This window comes from Neisseria perflava, assembly GCF_024170405.1.
GTDB lineage: Bacteria > Pseudomonadota > Gammaproteobacteria > Burkholderiales > Neisseriaceae > Neisseria > Neisseria perflava_B.
This window is the reverse complement of the sequence record NZ_JALJYC010000013.1, coordinates 1-14,138: the sequence shown is the minus strand read 5'-3', so window position 1 is coordinate 14,138 and position 14,138 is coordinate 1. Positions and strand designations below refer to the sequence as shown.

The window sequence follows — 14,138 nt, the reverse complement described above, 5'->3', positions numbered from 1 at the left end:
GATTAAATTTAGCGAAATGAATGGGAATTTGGAAGTTATGGAACAAGGCAAATACATCAGCGCATTAGACATCGGTACGTCGAAAGTCATCGCGCTTATCGGCGAAGTGCAGGAGGATAACGAAATCCACATCGTCGGCTTGGGGCAAGCCCCGTCGCGCGGCCTGAAAGCCGGTATGGTGACCAATATCGACGCTACTGCGCAGGCCATCCAGCAGGCGGTGAACGAAGCCGAGCTGATGGCGGACACCAAAATTTCCCATGTCACCACAGGTATCGCGGGCAACCATATCCGCAGCCTCAATTCGCAAGGCGTGGTCAAAATCAAAGACGGTGAAGTCACGCAGGCCGACATCGACCGCGCCATTGAAACCGCCAAAGCAGTGAATATTCCTCCGGATCACAATATCCTGCACACCGTGGTGCAAGAATACATCATCGACAACCAGCCCGGCGTCAAAGAGCCCATCGGCATGAGCGGCGTGCGCTTGGATACCCGTGTGCATATTATTACCGGCGCAAACACCGCCTTACAGAATATCCAAAAATGTATCCACCGCTGCGGCCTGCAGATGGATCAGATTATGCTGCAGCCCTTGGCCAGCGGTCAGGCAGTGTTGACTGAAGACGAAAAAGATTTGGGCGTGTGCGTGATTGACATCGGCGGCGGCACAACCGACATCGCTGTTTATACCAACGGTGCCATCCGTCATACCGCCGTGATTCCCGTGGCCGGCGATTTGATTACCAAAGACTTGGCGCAAGCCTTGCGCACACCGCACCGTGACGCCGAATACATCAAAATCCATTACGGCGTGGCGATTCCGACCATGGAAGGTTTGGACGAAATGGTGGAAGTACCCAGCGTAGGCGACCGTCAGCCGCGCCAAGTGTCTCGCCGCGTGTTGGCCAGCGTCATCGGTCCGCGCGTTGAAGAGATTTTGGAATTGACTCTGAATGAATTGCGCCGTTCCGGTTTCCCCGAAGAAGTACTGACTTCCGGTATCGTCTTGACCGGCGGCGCGTCTATGCTGACCGGTATCGTCGAATTGGCGGAAGATGTGTTCAATCTGCCCGCCCGTATCGGCGTGCCGCAGGAAATGGGCGGCGTGTCCGAGCGTATCCGCAATCCGCGTTACGCCACCGCTATCGGCTTGCTGCAGGCAGCACGCGGCGAGGAAGACGGCGCACCGGTTGGCGGTGCGGTGCAGGTCAGCAGCGACAACGGCGAAAAAGTCAGTCTGTGGGCGCGCTTCCAAAAATGGCTGAAAGACAATTTCTAAGAAGAATTGGAGCAAACTGTCTGTTTTTACCGACGGTAGGCCGTCTGAAAAAGAATGGCAGTTTTGAAAATAAGAAGTATTTTGCCAGTCGGCGGATACTTCTTATATAATATGCAGATAATTGATTTTTGAACCGTCCCGACACAGGGCGCGGAGGAGTATTTGAATGGACTTTGTTTACGATGTAGCCGAATCAGTCACAGGCCCTGTGGTGATTAAAGTAATCGGTTTGGGCGGCGGCGGTTGCAATGCCATCAACAATATGGTGGAAAACACCATTCAAGGCGTGGATTTAATCAGCGCCAATACGGATGCGCAGTCTTTGGGTCAAAACAAAGCAGGTAAGCGTATCCAGCTGGGTACCAATTTGACCAAAGGTTTGGGCGCAGGTGCCAATCCCGAAATCGGCCGTGCGGCGGCGCAAGAAGAGCGCGAAGTGATTGAAGATGCGATTCGCGGCGCCAATCTGCTGTTCATTACTACCGGTATGGGTGGCGGTACGGGTACCGGTTCTGCACCGGTTGTGGCTGAAATTGCCAAAGAGATGGGGATTTTGACCGTGGCCGTAGTCAGCCGTCCGTTTAGCTTGGAAGGCGGCAAACGCCTGCGCGTGGCGATGGAAGGTCTGGAGCAGTTGAAAGACCAAGTGGATTCGCTGATTGTGATTCCGAATGACAAGCTGTTTGACGTATTGGGCGAAGATGCCAATATGCGCGACGTGTTCCGCATGGCTGATACCGTATTGCGCGATGCGGTCGCCGGCATTTCCGAAGTCGTTACCCGTCCGGGCTTTATGAACTTGGACTTTGCCGACGTGAAAAACGTGATGGGTATCAAAGGTATGGCCATGATGGGTTCCGGCTATGCGCAAGGTATCGACCGCGCGCGTTTGGCGACCGAGCAGGCCATTTCCAGCCCGTTCTTGGACGATGTAACTTTAGACGGTGCGCGCGGTATTTTGGTCAATATCACTACTGCGCCGGGCTGCCTGAAAATGTCCGAATACCGCGAAATCATGAAAGCGGTCAACGCCAATGCCCATCCGGAAGCCGAATGCAAAGTCGGTACGGCTGAAGATGACAGCATGAGCGAAGATGCAATTCGCGTTACCATTATTGCGACCGGTTTGAAAGAACACGGCAGCAGCGCACCGCAATTCCGCAGCGCCCGCCCGCAACCGGCTGTTAGTGCCCGTGAAGAGCAAGTCGCGCATACTGCTGCGGCAGCGCAACCGCAAGGCCACAGCATTGAGGGTTTGGTTCGCTCCGGTCGCGGTACGCGCGGTATGAATCTGACGGCTGCCGATTTCGGTAATCAGTCGGTATTGGATGATTTTGAGATTCCGGCCATTTTGCGCCGCCAACAATCTTCTGACAACTAAAATGGTTTGAGCGAAAAGCCTGCTTGTTGAAAAGCAGGCTTTTTTATTTGGATATATGGGGAGGAATTTAAAGCAGATTCCAGATTTGAGCTTGTTGATAAAAGTGCAAAGGCTGTCTGAATTTCAGACGGCCTCTCGCTTGTCATCAAGGAAATTATACCGCTTTACGCCCAATCCGAGGCCAAACGGTTGGCTTCGGCCAAGCGTTCGACTGTACCAACATCTAGCCATAAGCCGGCGTGTTTCTCGCCGCTAACCTTGTCTTCATTCATTGCGGCACGCAGTAAAGGCGCTAATTTGGCGGCCTGATGAGGTGGTGTATCAGCAAACAAATCGGGATGATATACGCCCATGCCGCTGAAGGTCAGCGCTTTACCTGCAGCCGTATCTGATTGCACCCGGTCGTTTGCGCACAGGGCAAAATCGCCTTTTGCATTGTGCGCCGGATTGGGTACCAGCCACAAGTGGGCCATATCGCGGGTTTCAGCTAAATTTTGCGCCGCAGCAAAGGCCGTCTGAAAATCAATATCGGTCAAAACATCGCCGTTGATGACTAAAAAGGGTTCATGCCCCAGCAGAGGCAGTGCAGTGGCAATGCCGCCGGCCGTTTCCAAACCGCCATGACGCTCGGGAGAATAAGCAATCGTTACACCATATTGGCTGCCGTTGCCCAATGTCTGTTCAATTTGATCGCCCAGCCAAGCATGGTTAATGACAATTTCGTCTATTCCGGCCTGTTTCAGACGGCGTAAATGCCAGCCGATAAGCAGTTCTCGCCCAACCGGCAATAGGGGTTTCGGGCAGGTATCGGTTAGCGGGCGCATCCGTTCGCCGCGTCCTGCGGCCAGAATCATGGCTTTCATGGGCTTTCCTAGGTAAAGAATGGGGAGGATTGTATAGTGTGATCGGCTTCCTAACAAGTGGGACGCTTTGCTTATGGGTCGATGAGATAAAGGCCGTCTGAAAATAGGGGGAATGGATTGCCCCGTTTTCAGACGGCCTTGTGGTCGCTCCCATTATCGGATACAGCGTTGCTGAGTCTCGCGCTGTTTACAGCTGCTGTTTTGTCTCAAACCGGAAACTACTATCACGCCAGCGATTTGAATTGCCGTCGGAAATAAAGGAGCGCGGGGGTATGACGGTCGGCAACTTTGATTTCATTGAGGCGGACATAAAAGACATAATGCGTGCCGATTTCATGCTGCTCAATAATGCTGCCGTGCAAATGCGCCAATGCACCTTCGACTTCCAACTGGCCGCTGTGACCCCTGTGCCAAATATGATATGCGAAGCGCTCTTCCGGCGACAAATTGGTTATCCCCGCAAAATGCTCGGCAATATCCTGCTGGCCGTCTGAAAGCGTGTTGATACATAAATCGCGGTTTGCCGTCAAAATAGGGATAATGCTCGCCTCTTTGTTGATGCACAGCATGACCGTAGGCGGCTCATCGGTAATCGAAGTAACGGCCGTCATGGTAATGCCGTAGCGCCCGGCTGTACCGTCGGTGGTGATGACATGAACACCGGCGGCGCAAGAGGCCATTGCATCCCTGAAAGGCTGCTTAAGTGTGTGTGTTGGTGTGGTCATTTATTATCTTTGTTGCTGCAAATCTTGACCGATGGCGGCCAATTCAGTCAGTAAGCCTTGAAGCTGCTCCAATTTTTCCCGGGAGAATATTTCTTCAATTGCGTCATAGCGCTCATCCACTTGCGCACCGATGGTGTGGTACAGTTTTTCACCTTCGGCGGTCAATTTTAAAAATACCCGGCGCTGGTCATTGGATGGTTTCAGGCGGACAACCAAACCTGCTTTTTCCAGCCGGGTCAAAATACCGGTTAAACTGGGGCGCAGGATACAGGCCTGATTAGCTAAATCTTGAAAGTCTAAGGTACCGCTTTCCGCCAGTAGGCGGACGATACGCCATTGCTGATCAGTGACATTGGCTTGATTCAGGATCGGGCGGAATTGAATCATCAGCGCTTCCCGTGCCTGAATCAGACTGATGTTGATAGATGCATGTTTAGATTGATGGGCCATTTAAGTCTCCGTGATTACCGAAAATCAAACAATTGAAGCGCCGGGTTGTGATAAAAGGGTATAGCCCGTCTCTTGTAAAGCCAACAAGTTTCGATGGAAATGAAGCTTAACTGTTTCGGTTTATGGAAAGTATCAGGTAAGTTTATTTTGATGATAATAGGTTGAGGTAACTTTATGGACATATCTTATTCCATTTTGCAAACAATCTCAACAAAATCATAAGTTACGGAGGGATGAATGATTCATTAAGCCGGAGAATGAAATATGGGGCGGCAAGAGAAATCTATCAGTAAGCAGGGTATCGGTGCAATATTTGAATAATCTCAGTCGGATATATTTAAAAAAATGTCTGAAACAGGATAGTCAGACAAAATAAAAGCAGGTCGAAAGCCGACCTGCTTTTATCAAGGATGATGATTAACCTTTTTTAATGATACGGGTGTAAATAGCCAAAATCACAACAGCGCATACAGTGGAGGCAATCCAGCCTGCCGGCTGACCAACTTCATACCAACCGGCAGCTTGTCCGACGAAACCGGCCAATGCAGCACCGGCAATGCCCAGGATAGTGGTCATAATGAAGCCCAGGTTGTCGTTACTCGGATGGAGAATTTTAGCCAAAACGCCAACGATAAAACCTACGATAATTGTGCCTAACCAGCCCATGATTTTCCTTTCATAATGTTTTCCGCGTAAGTTTGTCCAAGTGCTGCGGATAGGTTGCTATCATACGCAGTCATGGTGGTTTCGTCTTTTGCCATTGCATGATTTTTCAAAATATTGAAATATTTTGGGTAAGTTGTTGCAGGTAAACAAAAACCAAAGGTCATGGTAGAGGAAAGAGTTTGTTTGGCAAGTTAGACAAAAATATCATTTATCAGAAAATTATATTTCCAATTTTAAAGAAAAAGCCCGCAAAATGCGGACTTTTTTGATGTATTCTGAAAACGGATTAACGTTTGGAGAACTGTTTGGCACGGCGTGCTTTGCGCAGACCTGGTTTTTTACGTTCCACTTCGCGGGCATCGCGGGTAACGAAGCCAGCTTGAGACAATGCAGGTTTCAATGCAGCGTCAAAATCAATCAGGGCGCGGGTAATGCCGTGACGGATGGCACCGGATTGGCCGGTTTCACCGCCGCCGATAACATTGACTTTGATGTCGAAAGATTCGGCGTTTTCAGTCAGAACCAATGGTTGGCGAACCACCATGCGGCTGGTTTCGCGGGCGAAAAATTCGTCAACGGGACGGCCGTTTACGATGATTTGGCCGGTACCTTTGGTCAGGAATACACGAGCCACTGAACTTTTGCGGCGGCCTGTGCCGTAGTAGTATTTACCGTTCATGTCGTGTCCTTATCGCAATTCTAAAACTTTAGGCTGTTGTGCAGCGTGGCTGTGTTCGGCACCGGCGTACACTTTCAGTTTTTTAATCATGGCGTAACCCAGCGGGCCTTTCGGCAGCATGCCTTTTACGGCTTGTTCCAGAGCGCGGCCCGGGAATTGCTCTTGCATTTGGCGGAAAGAACGCTCGTAGATACCGCCCGGGTAGCCTGAGTGACGGAAGTATTTTTTGTCTTCGAATTTGGCACCGGTCACGCGCAGTTTGTCTGCATTGATGACGATGATGTAATCGCCGGTATCAACGTGAGGGGTGTATTCGGGTTTGTGTTTGCCACGCAGACGGTGTGCGACTTCGGCAGCGACGCGACCCAAAACTTTGTCTTGGGCATCGATGACGAACCATTCGCGCTTCACCTCATGCGGTTTCGCTGAGAAGGTTTTCATAGTGGAAATCCAGATAGATATAGAAAGTTATGAATTTTAAAGAGATGATTGGCGTTTGTCAATCATATTGGGCGCTGTTGCGGGATTTGGTGCGATAAAATTTTGCAGACAGCAAAATCGGGCGGATTTATGTCGTATTTGGGTGTCAGTCGTGCTGTGAAAAAGCCATACCTTTAAGGTATGGCTCGGAAAGGGAATCCCCGCAGATGCCGTTACGGCTGAATCCGCTTGAACCTTGCTGACAAGGCGGTCACCTCGGGTAGTTTCGGGTTCGTCTGTAAACAGACAATCGCGCCCACTACTGCTCCCGGCAACCTGAAGCGAACTTATTGGTTCAAAGGAATGTGTGCCTTCGCGAACACCGCAGGGAAAAAGAAAATCAATGTTGCTCCAGTCTGGACAATGCTTTCTCGCAAGCACTGTTCATGTCGGCTATTTTACGCTCAAATTCGCCGATTGCCAAATCATCTTTGAGGCTGACTTTCAGCAAATCGTGTACGACGTTGAGGGCGGCCATGATAACGATTTTATCCGTGCCGACAATGCGGCCGCTTTCTTTGATGGCGTCGCTTTTTTTATTCAGCAGTTCAACGGCTTGCAGCAGGGTGTCTTTCTCTTCGGCCGGCGTGTTGATGGTGAAGTTGACATTCATGATGTCGAGGCTGACTTGTTCGATGCTCACGGGGTGTCCTTAAAATTGAATCAGTGTTGTTCTTCTTGCGGCAGGCGCGACAACAGATGGCGCACTTCGCGGCTGCTTTGCTCCAGCGCGTTGCGGTAGCGGTCTTTTTCGGCGGTCAGTACGTCGATTTTGCTCTGCAAATCTTCTTTCAGCTTGCCGACCTGCACCAGCAGGGCTTCGCTCAATTCGTCAACAGCGGTTTCGTGTTCGCGCTTTTGTTGTTCCTGCTCCAGCTTCAGACGGCCGATTTCTTCGTTCAAACGGCGGTTTTCGCCCAGCAGGGTCTCAAATTTTTGCGCCAGCTGGTAAACGTTGATTTCCAATTTATCAAGGGATTGGTTCATGGGACATCGTTTTCGGTAAAAGTTGGACGGTAAGCATAGTGGTATGCCGTGCGGCTGTCAATCCGAGGTCGTCTGAAAAAGAAGATTTCAGACGGCCTATCGGCAGGATGGTGTCGGTTTATTCGAAACGGGCGCTGCGCTCCATCAGGCGCTCGACAACTTGCTGCGGGGTCATTTCTTTGCGGATGAGTTGCAGCAGGGTTTGTGTAATCGGCATGTCGATTTGGTATTTGCAGGCGCTGTTGAACACTTCTTCGATGGTGCTCACGCCTTCGGAGACGTGGCCGATTTCCAGCAGAACCTGGTGCAGCTCTTTGCCTTCGGCCAATCCCAAACCAACGCGGTAGTTGCGCGACAGCGCACCGGTACAGGTCAGAATCAAGTCGCCGATACCGGCCAAACCCATCATGGTTTTGGGTTGGGCGCCCATTGCGGTGGCCAGACGGGTAATTTCTGCCAAACCGCGCGTTACCAATGCGGCGCGGGCATTCAGGCCGTATTCGAGGCCGTCTGAAAGGCCGGTGGCAATCGCCATAATGTTTTTCACTGCGCCACCGACGGATACGCCGATGACGTCGTTGCTGCCGTATAAACGCATGACGTTATTGTTCAGCTGCGGCACCAGCTCTTCAATCCATTCTTTGTTTTCCGAGGCAACGGCTACGGCGCAGGGCAGCTGCTTGGCCAGCTCCAATGCAAAACATGGGCCGGACAATACGCCGATTTTTTTGTTTTCCGGCAAAACTTCCTTGACTACTTGGAAAGTCAAGAGGCCGGTGTCCTGCTCGAAACCTTTACAGGTCGCCAATACGGGAACATCACCCGCGCCCAATGCTTTTAATAACTCGCTGCTGCTGCGCAAACCGGCCACCGAGGTGGAAATTAAAACCAGCTCCGAATCCTGCAAGGCTTCGCCCAAGTCGGCGTGTACGCTTAAAGAGGCGGGAAACGGAAAACCGGGCAAGCCGTATTTGTTTTCGCGGTCGGCTTGCAGGGTTTGGACTTGTTCGGCATTGCGCGTCCAGAGCGCAACTTCATGATTGTGCTGGGCAAAATGTATTGCTAATGCCGTACCCCACGAGCCGGCGCCCATTACGGTAATTTTCATAAGTTTCTTCCCATATCAAAGATATGCGCCTAACTTTAAAACAATCGGCAGTCAGGTGCAAGTGGGCGCATAAAAGAGTTGGAAAATGATGAATATTTTCAAATGAGAAAAGTTCCGGCTATTGTGTAAATTAAACAACTTAATCGAAAACGGCGGATTGATTTATCTCAAAAATGAATAACGGATTCCTGCCTATACTAAACAGCATAAAAAAGCCGGATTAGGGAGATGATGTCGTTTTTTCCCTAAAAAAGAAAACGGTTCGGCGCAGTTGTAGGGTCTTTATATATCTAACGCAAAAGCACGCTTCTCTTATTAAATCAAAATAGAAAAGGAACATGCATGACTACCCAAATTTTCCGTCATCTCGCTTTGCCCTTTGCTGTGCTGGTGGCCTTGTCCGCTTGCGGCGAGAAGGCGGCCGATAAGTCTGCGGCGGAGGCTTCCGCTCCTGCGGCAGCGTCTGAGGCGGCATCAGCCGCCGCTAATGGCGACAACAGTAATGTTTCCGCTGAAGATCAAGACTTGCTTAAGCGGGCACAGGCCATTTTCAAACCTTTGCCGGATGCGGCAGAAATGCAGAAGTTGCGCCCGTTTACCGAAGAGCAGGTCAAACTCGGACATCAGCTTTGGTATGAGCCGCGTTTGTCCAAAGGCAATACGGTCAGTTGTAACTCCTGCCATAATTTAGCCAGCGCGGGCGTGGATAATTTGCCGACCAGCCAAGGGCACAAGGGGGCGTTTGGCGGCCGTAATTCGCCGACAGCGTTGAATGCCGCGACATTGGGCATGCAGTTTTGGGACGGTCGTGCGGCGGATGTGGAAGAGCAGGCCGGCGGCCCGCTGCTGAATCCGGTGGAGATGGCGAACGACAGCGAAGAAGCGGCTGTGGCGAAAATTGCCAATATCCCCGAATATCAAGCCATGTTTAAAACGGCTTTCCCGCAAGACGGGGCAGTTTCTTTCAAAAATATCACCACGGCGCTGGGCGCATTCGAGCGCACGCTGCTGACACCGACCAAATGGGATGATTATCTGAAAGGCAATGTCAACGCTTTGAGCGAGAAAGAGCGCAAGGGCGTGCGCGCATTTATGGACAACGGCTGTATCGCCTGTCATACCGGTATGAACTTGGGCGGTAATTCGTTCCAAAAATTCGGCTTGGTGCAAGGTCCGTATTGGAAGTTTATTGAAGATCCGAAGCACGACAAAGGCCGTGCCGATGTGACGAAAAAAGCGGAAGACGAATTTTTCTTCCGTGTGCCGGGTTTGCGCAATGTGGCCAAAACGTATCCGTATTTCCACAACGGCAGCGTTTGGGAATTGGACAAAGTGGTGAAAATTATGGGTCAGGCGCAACTGGGTAAGGATTTGCCGCAGGAAGATGTGGATAATATCGTGGCGTTCCTGAATGCGCTCTCCGGCTCAGTGCCGGAAAAAGCGCGTACCATGCCGGAGCTGCCGCTTTCCAGCCCTTCCGAATCACACCCGAATAATAAGTAATGTTTTACTAGCGCAATAAGTAAAAAATGAGCAAGGCCGTCTGAAACCATGTTGAGTATGGTTTCAGACGGCCTTTATGGTTTGAGGACTAGGGTTTCTGCTGCTCTTGCCAGTCTTTTAATGAAAACCACGTTAAATCCAGCAAGTCTTGTAATTGCTGCCATTGCTCGTCATTGAGTTTGCGGAACAATTCGCGCTCCAGCTTGCGGCCGATTTGTTCGGCTTTTTCCCAGGCGGCTTCGCCTTCTTTGCTGAGTCTCAAATATTGCCGCCGGGCGTCGGCTGGGTCGGTTTTACGCAGAATCAGGCCTTTGTCTTCCAATGTGGCCAGATTTTTCGACCACAGCGTTTTATCCAGTTCGATGAGCTTGAGCAGTTCGGTGGAAGTGCTGTCGGGATAGGTGTGGATGAGGCGTAATACGCGCAACTCGCGTACTTTTAATCCGACGGCAGACTGGTAAACAGGGTCGGCAATCTTGATACCGGCCTGGCTGATTTGAGTGAGGCGATAGGTCAGGTAGGGCATGATGGATACCTATATGATTTTAAATTAAATAGTTGGGTGTAGTATAATGTAGTTCATAGAATTGGTTTTGAAAAATTGATTTGTGTCAAATAAAAAATCTATAATACGTGTAGATTTATCCTATCAGTAAGTGTATTATGACGCCGATAGTTGAATTATTCAACTAAATATTCACGTTTAACAAAACGGAGTTTAAATCATGAGTACAGGAACTGCCAACAATGCCGCAGCCAGCTTTAAAGGCAACGACAAGCTGTTGTTCGGCATTATTTTTGGTGTTATCGCCTTCTGGCTGTTTGCCCAAACGACGCTGAATATTGCCCCGACAATGCAGAATGATTTGGGTATCGGCCAGTGTGATGAACATTGCCGTCTCTATTACTGCCCTGTTTTCAGGTATGTTTATTGTGATTATGGGCGGCTTGGATGACCGTATCGGCCGCGTTAAAATCGTGCAATGCGGCTTTGTGTTGAACATTATCGGCGCATTGCTGGTGGGCTTGGCGCCAAGTGGTTCGATGGCTGTTCCGTTTTTGATGGCAGGCCGTATTGTTCAAGGTTTGTCGGCTGCCTGCGTTATGCCGGCAAGTTTGGCCTTGGTGAAAACTTATTGGGACGGCGCTGACCGCCAACGCGCAATCAGTATGTGACCCATCGGCTCTTGGGGCGGTTCGGGCTTGTGTTCGCTGTTTGGCGGCCTGATGGTGGCGTATTTCAACTGGCGTTGGATTTTCTTCGCCTGCGCCGCATTGTCGCTGCTGGGTATGCTGATGGTGCGCGGTACGCCTGAAAGCAAAGTGGAGTCAACCGATGCCGGTAACCGCAAAACCGACTGGGGCGGTATCATTACCTTCATGCTGACCATGGTGGCTTTGCAGATTGTGGTAACACAAGGCAGCAGCTTGGGCTGGACCAGCGGTACGACACTTTGTTTGGCTGTGGCGGCAATCGTGTTCGGGGCTTTGTTCTTCCGCTTTGGGACCCGCAACAATGAGCCGTTTATTGATTTCAAACTGTTTAAAAACTCAATTTTTACCGGTGCGACCGTTTCCAACTTTATGCTCAATGGTGTAGCCGGTATGCTGATTGTATCGTTACAACTGTTACAACTGGGGGCGGTATGACTGCCAACCAAACCGGTATGCTGACCATCGGCTATGCGGTTACCATTATCGCCTTTATCCGTGTCGGTGAAAAATTGCTGCAACGCTACGGTTCGCGCAAGCCGATGATTTGGGGCTGCTTGATTACTGGTTTGTCTATCTTCATGTTGATGCAGACACATCTGATGTTGGACAACTATAAAATCTTGGCTGTCATCTCTTATGCTCTGTTTGGTATCGGTTTGGCGTTTTACGCTACCCCTTCTACCGATGCGGCCTTGTCCAACCTTCCTGCCGATCAAGCAGGTGCCGGTGCCGGTATTTACAAAATGGCCTCTTCTTTGGGGGCGGCATTCGGTGTGGCGATTTCCGCTGCCATCTTTACCGCTTTGCGTGGCGATAAAGGTATGATGATTAGCCTGATTGACTTCCACGGTCGTCAAGACAACTTGGTAATTCGTGAAGCTGCATTGATTGCCTTAGGTTTTAACCTGTTTATGGTCATGGCTGCCATCGTATCCATTACCGCTACGATTCCGAAAGGTAAACGCAGCGAGCAGTAAATCCTCCGGCCGCCTGTTTTCAGACGGCCTCCGATAAGGGGAGCGACGGAGAAACAACATACCGTTCCCCATTCTTTTCAAACGAAGTAATGACACAAAGGAAACTATCATGGCAAATAATTTAGTACAAACTGTTAAAGATTCTGTGTTCGACAGCATGAAAGAAACCTTCGAACATATCCACCGTCATCCGGAAACCGCATTTGAAGAAAGCAGCACTTCTTCTTATATCGCCGAAAAATTGCGCAGCTTCGGCTATGAAGTAACCGAGCATTTGGGTAAAACTGGCTTAGTAGCCGTATTGAAAAACGGCGACGGAATGCTTTTATCGCCTTGCGCGCCGATATGGACGCGCTGCCGATTCAAGAGCTGGCTGATATTCCGTATAAAAGCGAAGTCGCCGGTAAATCCCATATGTGCGGTCACGACGCCCACTCCACCATGCTGCTGGGTGCGGCCGAATACTTGGCGAAAACCCGCAATTTCAACGGCACTTTAAACCTGATTTTCCAACCGGCCGAAGAAATCATGGGCGGTGCGACCGAAATGATTAAAGACGGCTTGTTTGACAAATTCAAATTTGACCATGTCTTCGGTATGCACAATATCCCCGGCTTGGATCAAGGTAAATTCTACTTCGTTTCTGGCTCGGTCTTTACCGCTGTGGACAACTGGGAAATTACCCTGACCGGTCGTGGCGGCCACGGCTCTGCCCCTGAAAAAACCATTGATCCGGTAGTCGGCGGTGCTTCTTTGGTGATGGCGCTGCAATCTATTGTATCGCGCAATATTTCCGCCCGCGACGTGGCAGTGGTAACTATTGGTGCATTCCAAGCCGGTGACGCCGGTAACGTGATTCCGGAAACCGCCACTCTGCGCCTGAGCATGCGTACCAGCACGCCGGAAGGCCGTGAATTGGTATTGAACCGTATCCGCCAGCTGACCGCTTCGATTGCCGAAGGTTTCAACCTAAAACACGAAATCAAAGAATCTTATCCGGGTGCGGTGACTGTGAACGACGACGCGACCGTGAAAAAAGCATTGGAAATCGCTACCGAAACATTCGGCGCGGAAAATACCGTGTTCCCGGGTCCTGCGCAAATGGCCAGCGAAGACTTTGCTTTCTACGCGCAAAAAGTGCCGGGTTGCTACGTCTTGCTGGGTAACGGCAATACACCGATGGTACACACTCCGGATTACCACTTCGACCAAGCCAACCTGCCGGTCGGCGCTGCTTACTGGGTAGCCATTGCTGAAGGCTATCTGCGTTAAGATACCGCTTGATTTAAGATAAAGGTTGAAAGGCCGTCTGAAACGAAATTTGTTTCAGACGGCCTTTTTTGTTGACGAAAGTGTGTTGAGCAGACTGAAATACAGCTAAAAATTTTGAAATGCATATAAACATCAGATGGCTGAGCGCAGTCGAAGCCGTAGGTTGGGCTTCGACTGCGCTCAGCCATCTGTATGCAAAATAGCGTTTCGTAGTTAATGTCAGTTCGGGATAAGCGTTTTAAAAATTTTATTATTTCCAGAATCATACGGAATCCCAGCAGACAGAAAATCGCCAGATTTTCGTCATTCCCGCGCAGGCGGGAATCCAGAAGCCCGACATTTCTGTAATGTTTTCAAGGTATCAGAAACTCAAACGCCTGGATTCCCGCCTGCGCGGGAATGACGAATCCTCGCGGATTCTGTCTGCTAGAAGAAACACATTTCTGAAATTTAAAAGGGGCTGTACTAGATAATTAGAGCAAATTACCTTTTACTAACTGTTTCAAAATAGAAATTTGAGATTTTATTTCACTGTTGTTAAAACGCCATT

Annotated in this window: 18 protein-coding genes, 1 other RNA gene and 1 pseudogene; 8 read left to right on the top strand and 12 right to left on the bottom strand. The window is 50.2% G+C overall.

Annotation, left to right across the window (positions count from 1 at the left end):
* The first annotated feature begins 37 nt into the window (after positions 1 to 37).
* Entirely contained in the window at positions 38 to 1,282 is a 1,245-nt protein-coding gene (ftsA, locus tag J2T37_RS06065) for a cell division protein FtsA (protein ID WP_253354624.1), read from the top strand.
* 166 nt (positions 1,283 to 1,448) lie between these two features.
* Positions 1,449 to 2,663, top strand: coding sequence for a cell division protein FtsZ (ftsZ, locus tag J2T37_RS06060; RefSeq protein ID WP_253354541.1), 1,215 nt, complete (start codon positions 1,449 to 1,451; stop codon positions 2,661 to 2,663).
* A gap of 164 nt (positions 2,664 to 2,827) precedes the next feature.
* On the opposite strand, the gene murU is transcribed toward ftsZ, so the two are convergent.
* From murU to J2T37_RS06010, 10 genes are all read right to left on the bottom strand, one after another.
* The gene (gene murU, locus J2T37_RS06055; RefSeq protein ID WP_253354540.1) at positions 2,828 to 3,526 is read right to left on the bottom strand and encodes an N-acetylmuramate alpha-1-phosphate uridylyltransferase MurU; all 699 of its coding nucleotides are present in this window, start codon (positions 3,524 to 3,526) and stop codon (positions 2,828 to 2,830) included.
* A 224-nt stretch (positions 3,527 to 3,750) separates the two neighbouring features.
* Positions 3,751 to 4,251 (bottom strand): 4-hydroxyphenylacetate 3-monooxygenase, reductase component, encoded by a 501-nt coding sequence (gene hpaC, locus J2T37_RS06050; protein ID WP_253354539.1) that lies wholly within the window; start codon positions 4,249 to 4,251, stop codon positions 3,751 to 3,753.
* 3 nt (positions 4,252 to 4,254) lie between these two features.
* On the bottom strand, positions 4,255 to 4,701 hold the full coding sequence (gene hpaR / locus J2T37_RS06045) for a homoprotocatechuate degradation operon regulator HpaR (protein ID WP_253354538.1): 447 nt from the start codon (positions 4,699 to 4,701) through the stop codon (positions 4,255 to 4,257).
* Between the two features lie 417 nt (positions 4,702 to 5,118).
* On the bottom strand, positions 5,119 to 5,367 hold the full coding sequence (locus J2T37_RS06040) for a GlsB/YeaQ/YmgE family stress response membrane protein (protein WP_253354537.1): 249 nt from the start codon (positions 5,365 to 5,367) through the stop codon (positions 5,119 to 5,121).
* Positions 5,368 to 5,653: 286 nt separating this feature from the next.
* Entirely contained in the window at positions 5,654 to 6,046 is a 393-nt protein-coding gene (gene rpsI / locus J2T37_RS06035; RefSeq protein WP_253354536.1) for a 30S ribosomal protein S9, read from the bottom strand.
* 9 nt (positions 6,047 to 6,055) lie between these two features.
* Positions 6,056 to 6,487, bottom strand: coding sequence for a 50S ribosomal protein L13 (rplM, locus tag J2T37_RS06030; RefSeq protein WP_253354535.1), 432 nt, complete (start codon positions 6,485 to 6,487; stop codon positions 6,056 to 6,058).
* 193 nt (positions 6,488 to 6,680) lie between these two features.
* Positions 6,681 to 6,860, bottom strand: a non-coding RNA gene (gene ssrS, locus J2T37_RS06025) — 6S RNA.
* A 6-nt stretch (positions 6,861 to 6,866) separates the two neighbouring features.
* Positions 6,867 to 7,169, bottom strand: coding sequence for a cell division protein ZapA (locus J2T37_RS06020; RefSeq protein WP_253354534.1), 303 nt, complete (start codon positions 7,167 to 7,169; stop codon positions 6,867 to 6,869).
* A gap of 20 nt (positions 7,170 to 7,189) precedes the next feature.
* Positions 7,190 to 7,513 carry a hypothetical protein gene (locus J2T37_RS06015; protein WP_253354532.1) on the bottom strand — a complete coding sequence of 108 codons (324 nt, stop codon included), beginning with the start codon at positions 7,511 to 7,513 and terminating at the stop codon, positions 7,190 to 7,192.
* Between the two features lie 118 nt (positions 7,514 to 7,631).
* The gene (locus J2T37_RS06010) at positions 7,632 to 8,621 is read right to left on the bottom strand and encodes an NAD(P)H-dependent glycerol-3-phosphate dehydrogenase (RefSeq protein ID WP_253354530.1); all 990 of its coding nucleotides are present in this window, start codon (positions 8,619 to 8,621) and stop codon (positions 7,632 to 7,634) included.
* Between the two features lie 342 nt (positions 8,622 to 8,963).
* On the opposite strand from J2T37_RS06010, the gene J2T37_RS06005 reads away from it, so the two are divergent.
* On the top strand, positions 8,964 to 10,124 hold the full coding sequence (locus tag J2T37_RS06005) for a cytochrome-c peroxidase (protein WP_253354528.1): 1,161 nt from the start codon (positions 8,964 to 8,966) through the stop codon (positions 10,122 to 10,124).
* An 88-nt stretch (positions 10,125 to 10,212) separates the two neighbouring features.
* On the opposite strand, the gene J2T37_RS06000 is transcribed toward J2T37_RS06005, so the two are convergent.
* The gene (locus tag J2T37_RS06000) at positions 10,213 to 10,650 is read right to left on the bottom strand and encodes a MarR family winged helix-turn-helix transcriptional regulator (RefSeq protein WP_253354526.1); all 438 of its coding nucleotides are present in this window, start codon (positions 10,648 to 10,650) and stop codon (positions 10,213 to 10,215) included.
* A 199-nt stretch (positions 10,651 to 10,849) separates the two neighbouring features.
* Between J2T37_RS06000 and J2T37_RS05995 the strand changes: the two genes are divergently transcribed.
* The 5 genes from J2T37_RS05995 to J2T37_RS05975 all read left to right on the top strand — a co-directional run bounded on the left by J2T37_RS05995 (position 10,850) and on the right by J2T37_RS05975 (position 13,588).
* Positions 10,850 to 11,080 carry a hypothetical protein gene (locus J2T37_RS05995; RefSeq protein ID WP_253354524.1) on the top strand — a complete coding sequence of 77 codons (231 nt, stop codon included), beginning with the start codon at positions 10,850 to 10,852 and terminating at the stop codon, positions 11,078 to 11,080.
* The gene (locus tag J2T37_RS05990) at positions 11,010 to 11,300 is read left to right on the top strand and encodes an MFS transporter (RefSeq protein WP_253354522.1); all 291 of its coding nucleotides are present in this window, start codon (positions 11,010 to 11,012) and stop codon (positions 11,298 to 11,300) included. The genes J2T37_RS05995 and J2T37_RS05990 overlap by 71 nt, the downstream gene beginning before the upstream one ends.
* A gap of 27 nt (positions 11,301 to 11,327) precedes the next feature.
* Positions 11,328 to 11,774, top strand: a complete 447-nt coding sequence (locus J2T37_RS05985; RefSeq protein ID WP_253354520.1) for a hypothetical protein — start codon at positions 11,328 to 11,330, stop codon at positions 11,772 to 11,774.
* Positions 11,771 to 12,316 carry an MFS transporter gene (locus J2T37_RS05980; protein ID WP_253354518.1) on the top strand — a complete coding sequence of 182 codons (546 nt, stop codon included), beginning with the start codon at positions 11,771 to 11,773 and terminating at the stop codon, positions 12,314 to 12,316. Before J2T37_RS05985 ends, J2T37_RS05980 begins: the two co-directional genes overlap by 4 nt.
* A gap of 300 nt (positions 12,317 to 12,616) precedes the next feature.
* The gene (locus J2T37_RS05975; protein WP_367398806.1) at positions 12,617 to 13,588 is read left to right on the top strand and encodes an amidohydrolase; all 972 of its coding nucleotides are present in this window, start codon (positions 12,617 to 12,619) and stop codon (positions 13,586 to 13,588) included.
* Between the two features lie 473 nt (positions 13,589 to 14,061).
* Here the strand turns inward: J2T37_RS05975 and J2T37_RS05970 are convergent.
* A pseudogene (locus J2T37_RS05970) lies at positions 14,062 to 14,138 on the bottom strand (IS1595 family transposase); the annotation flags it as partial.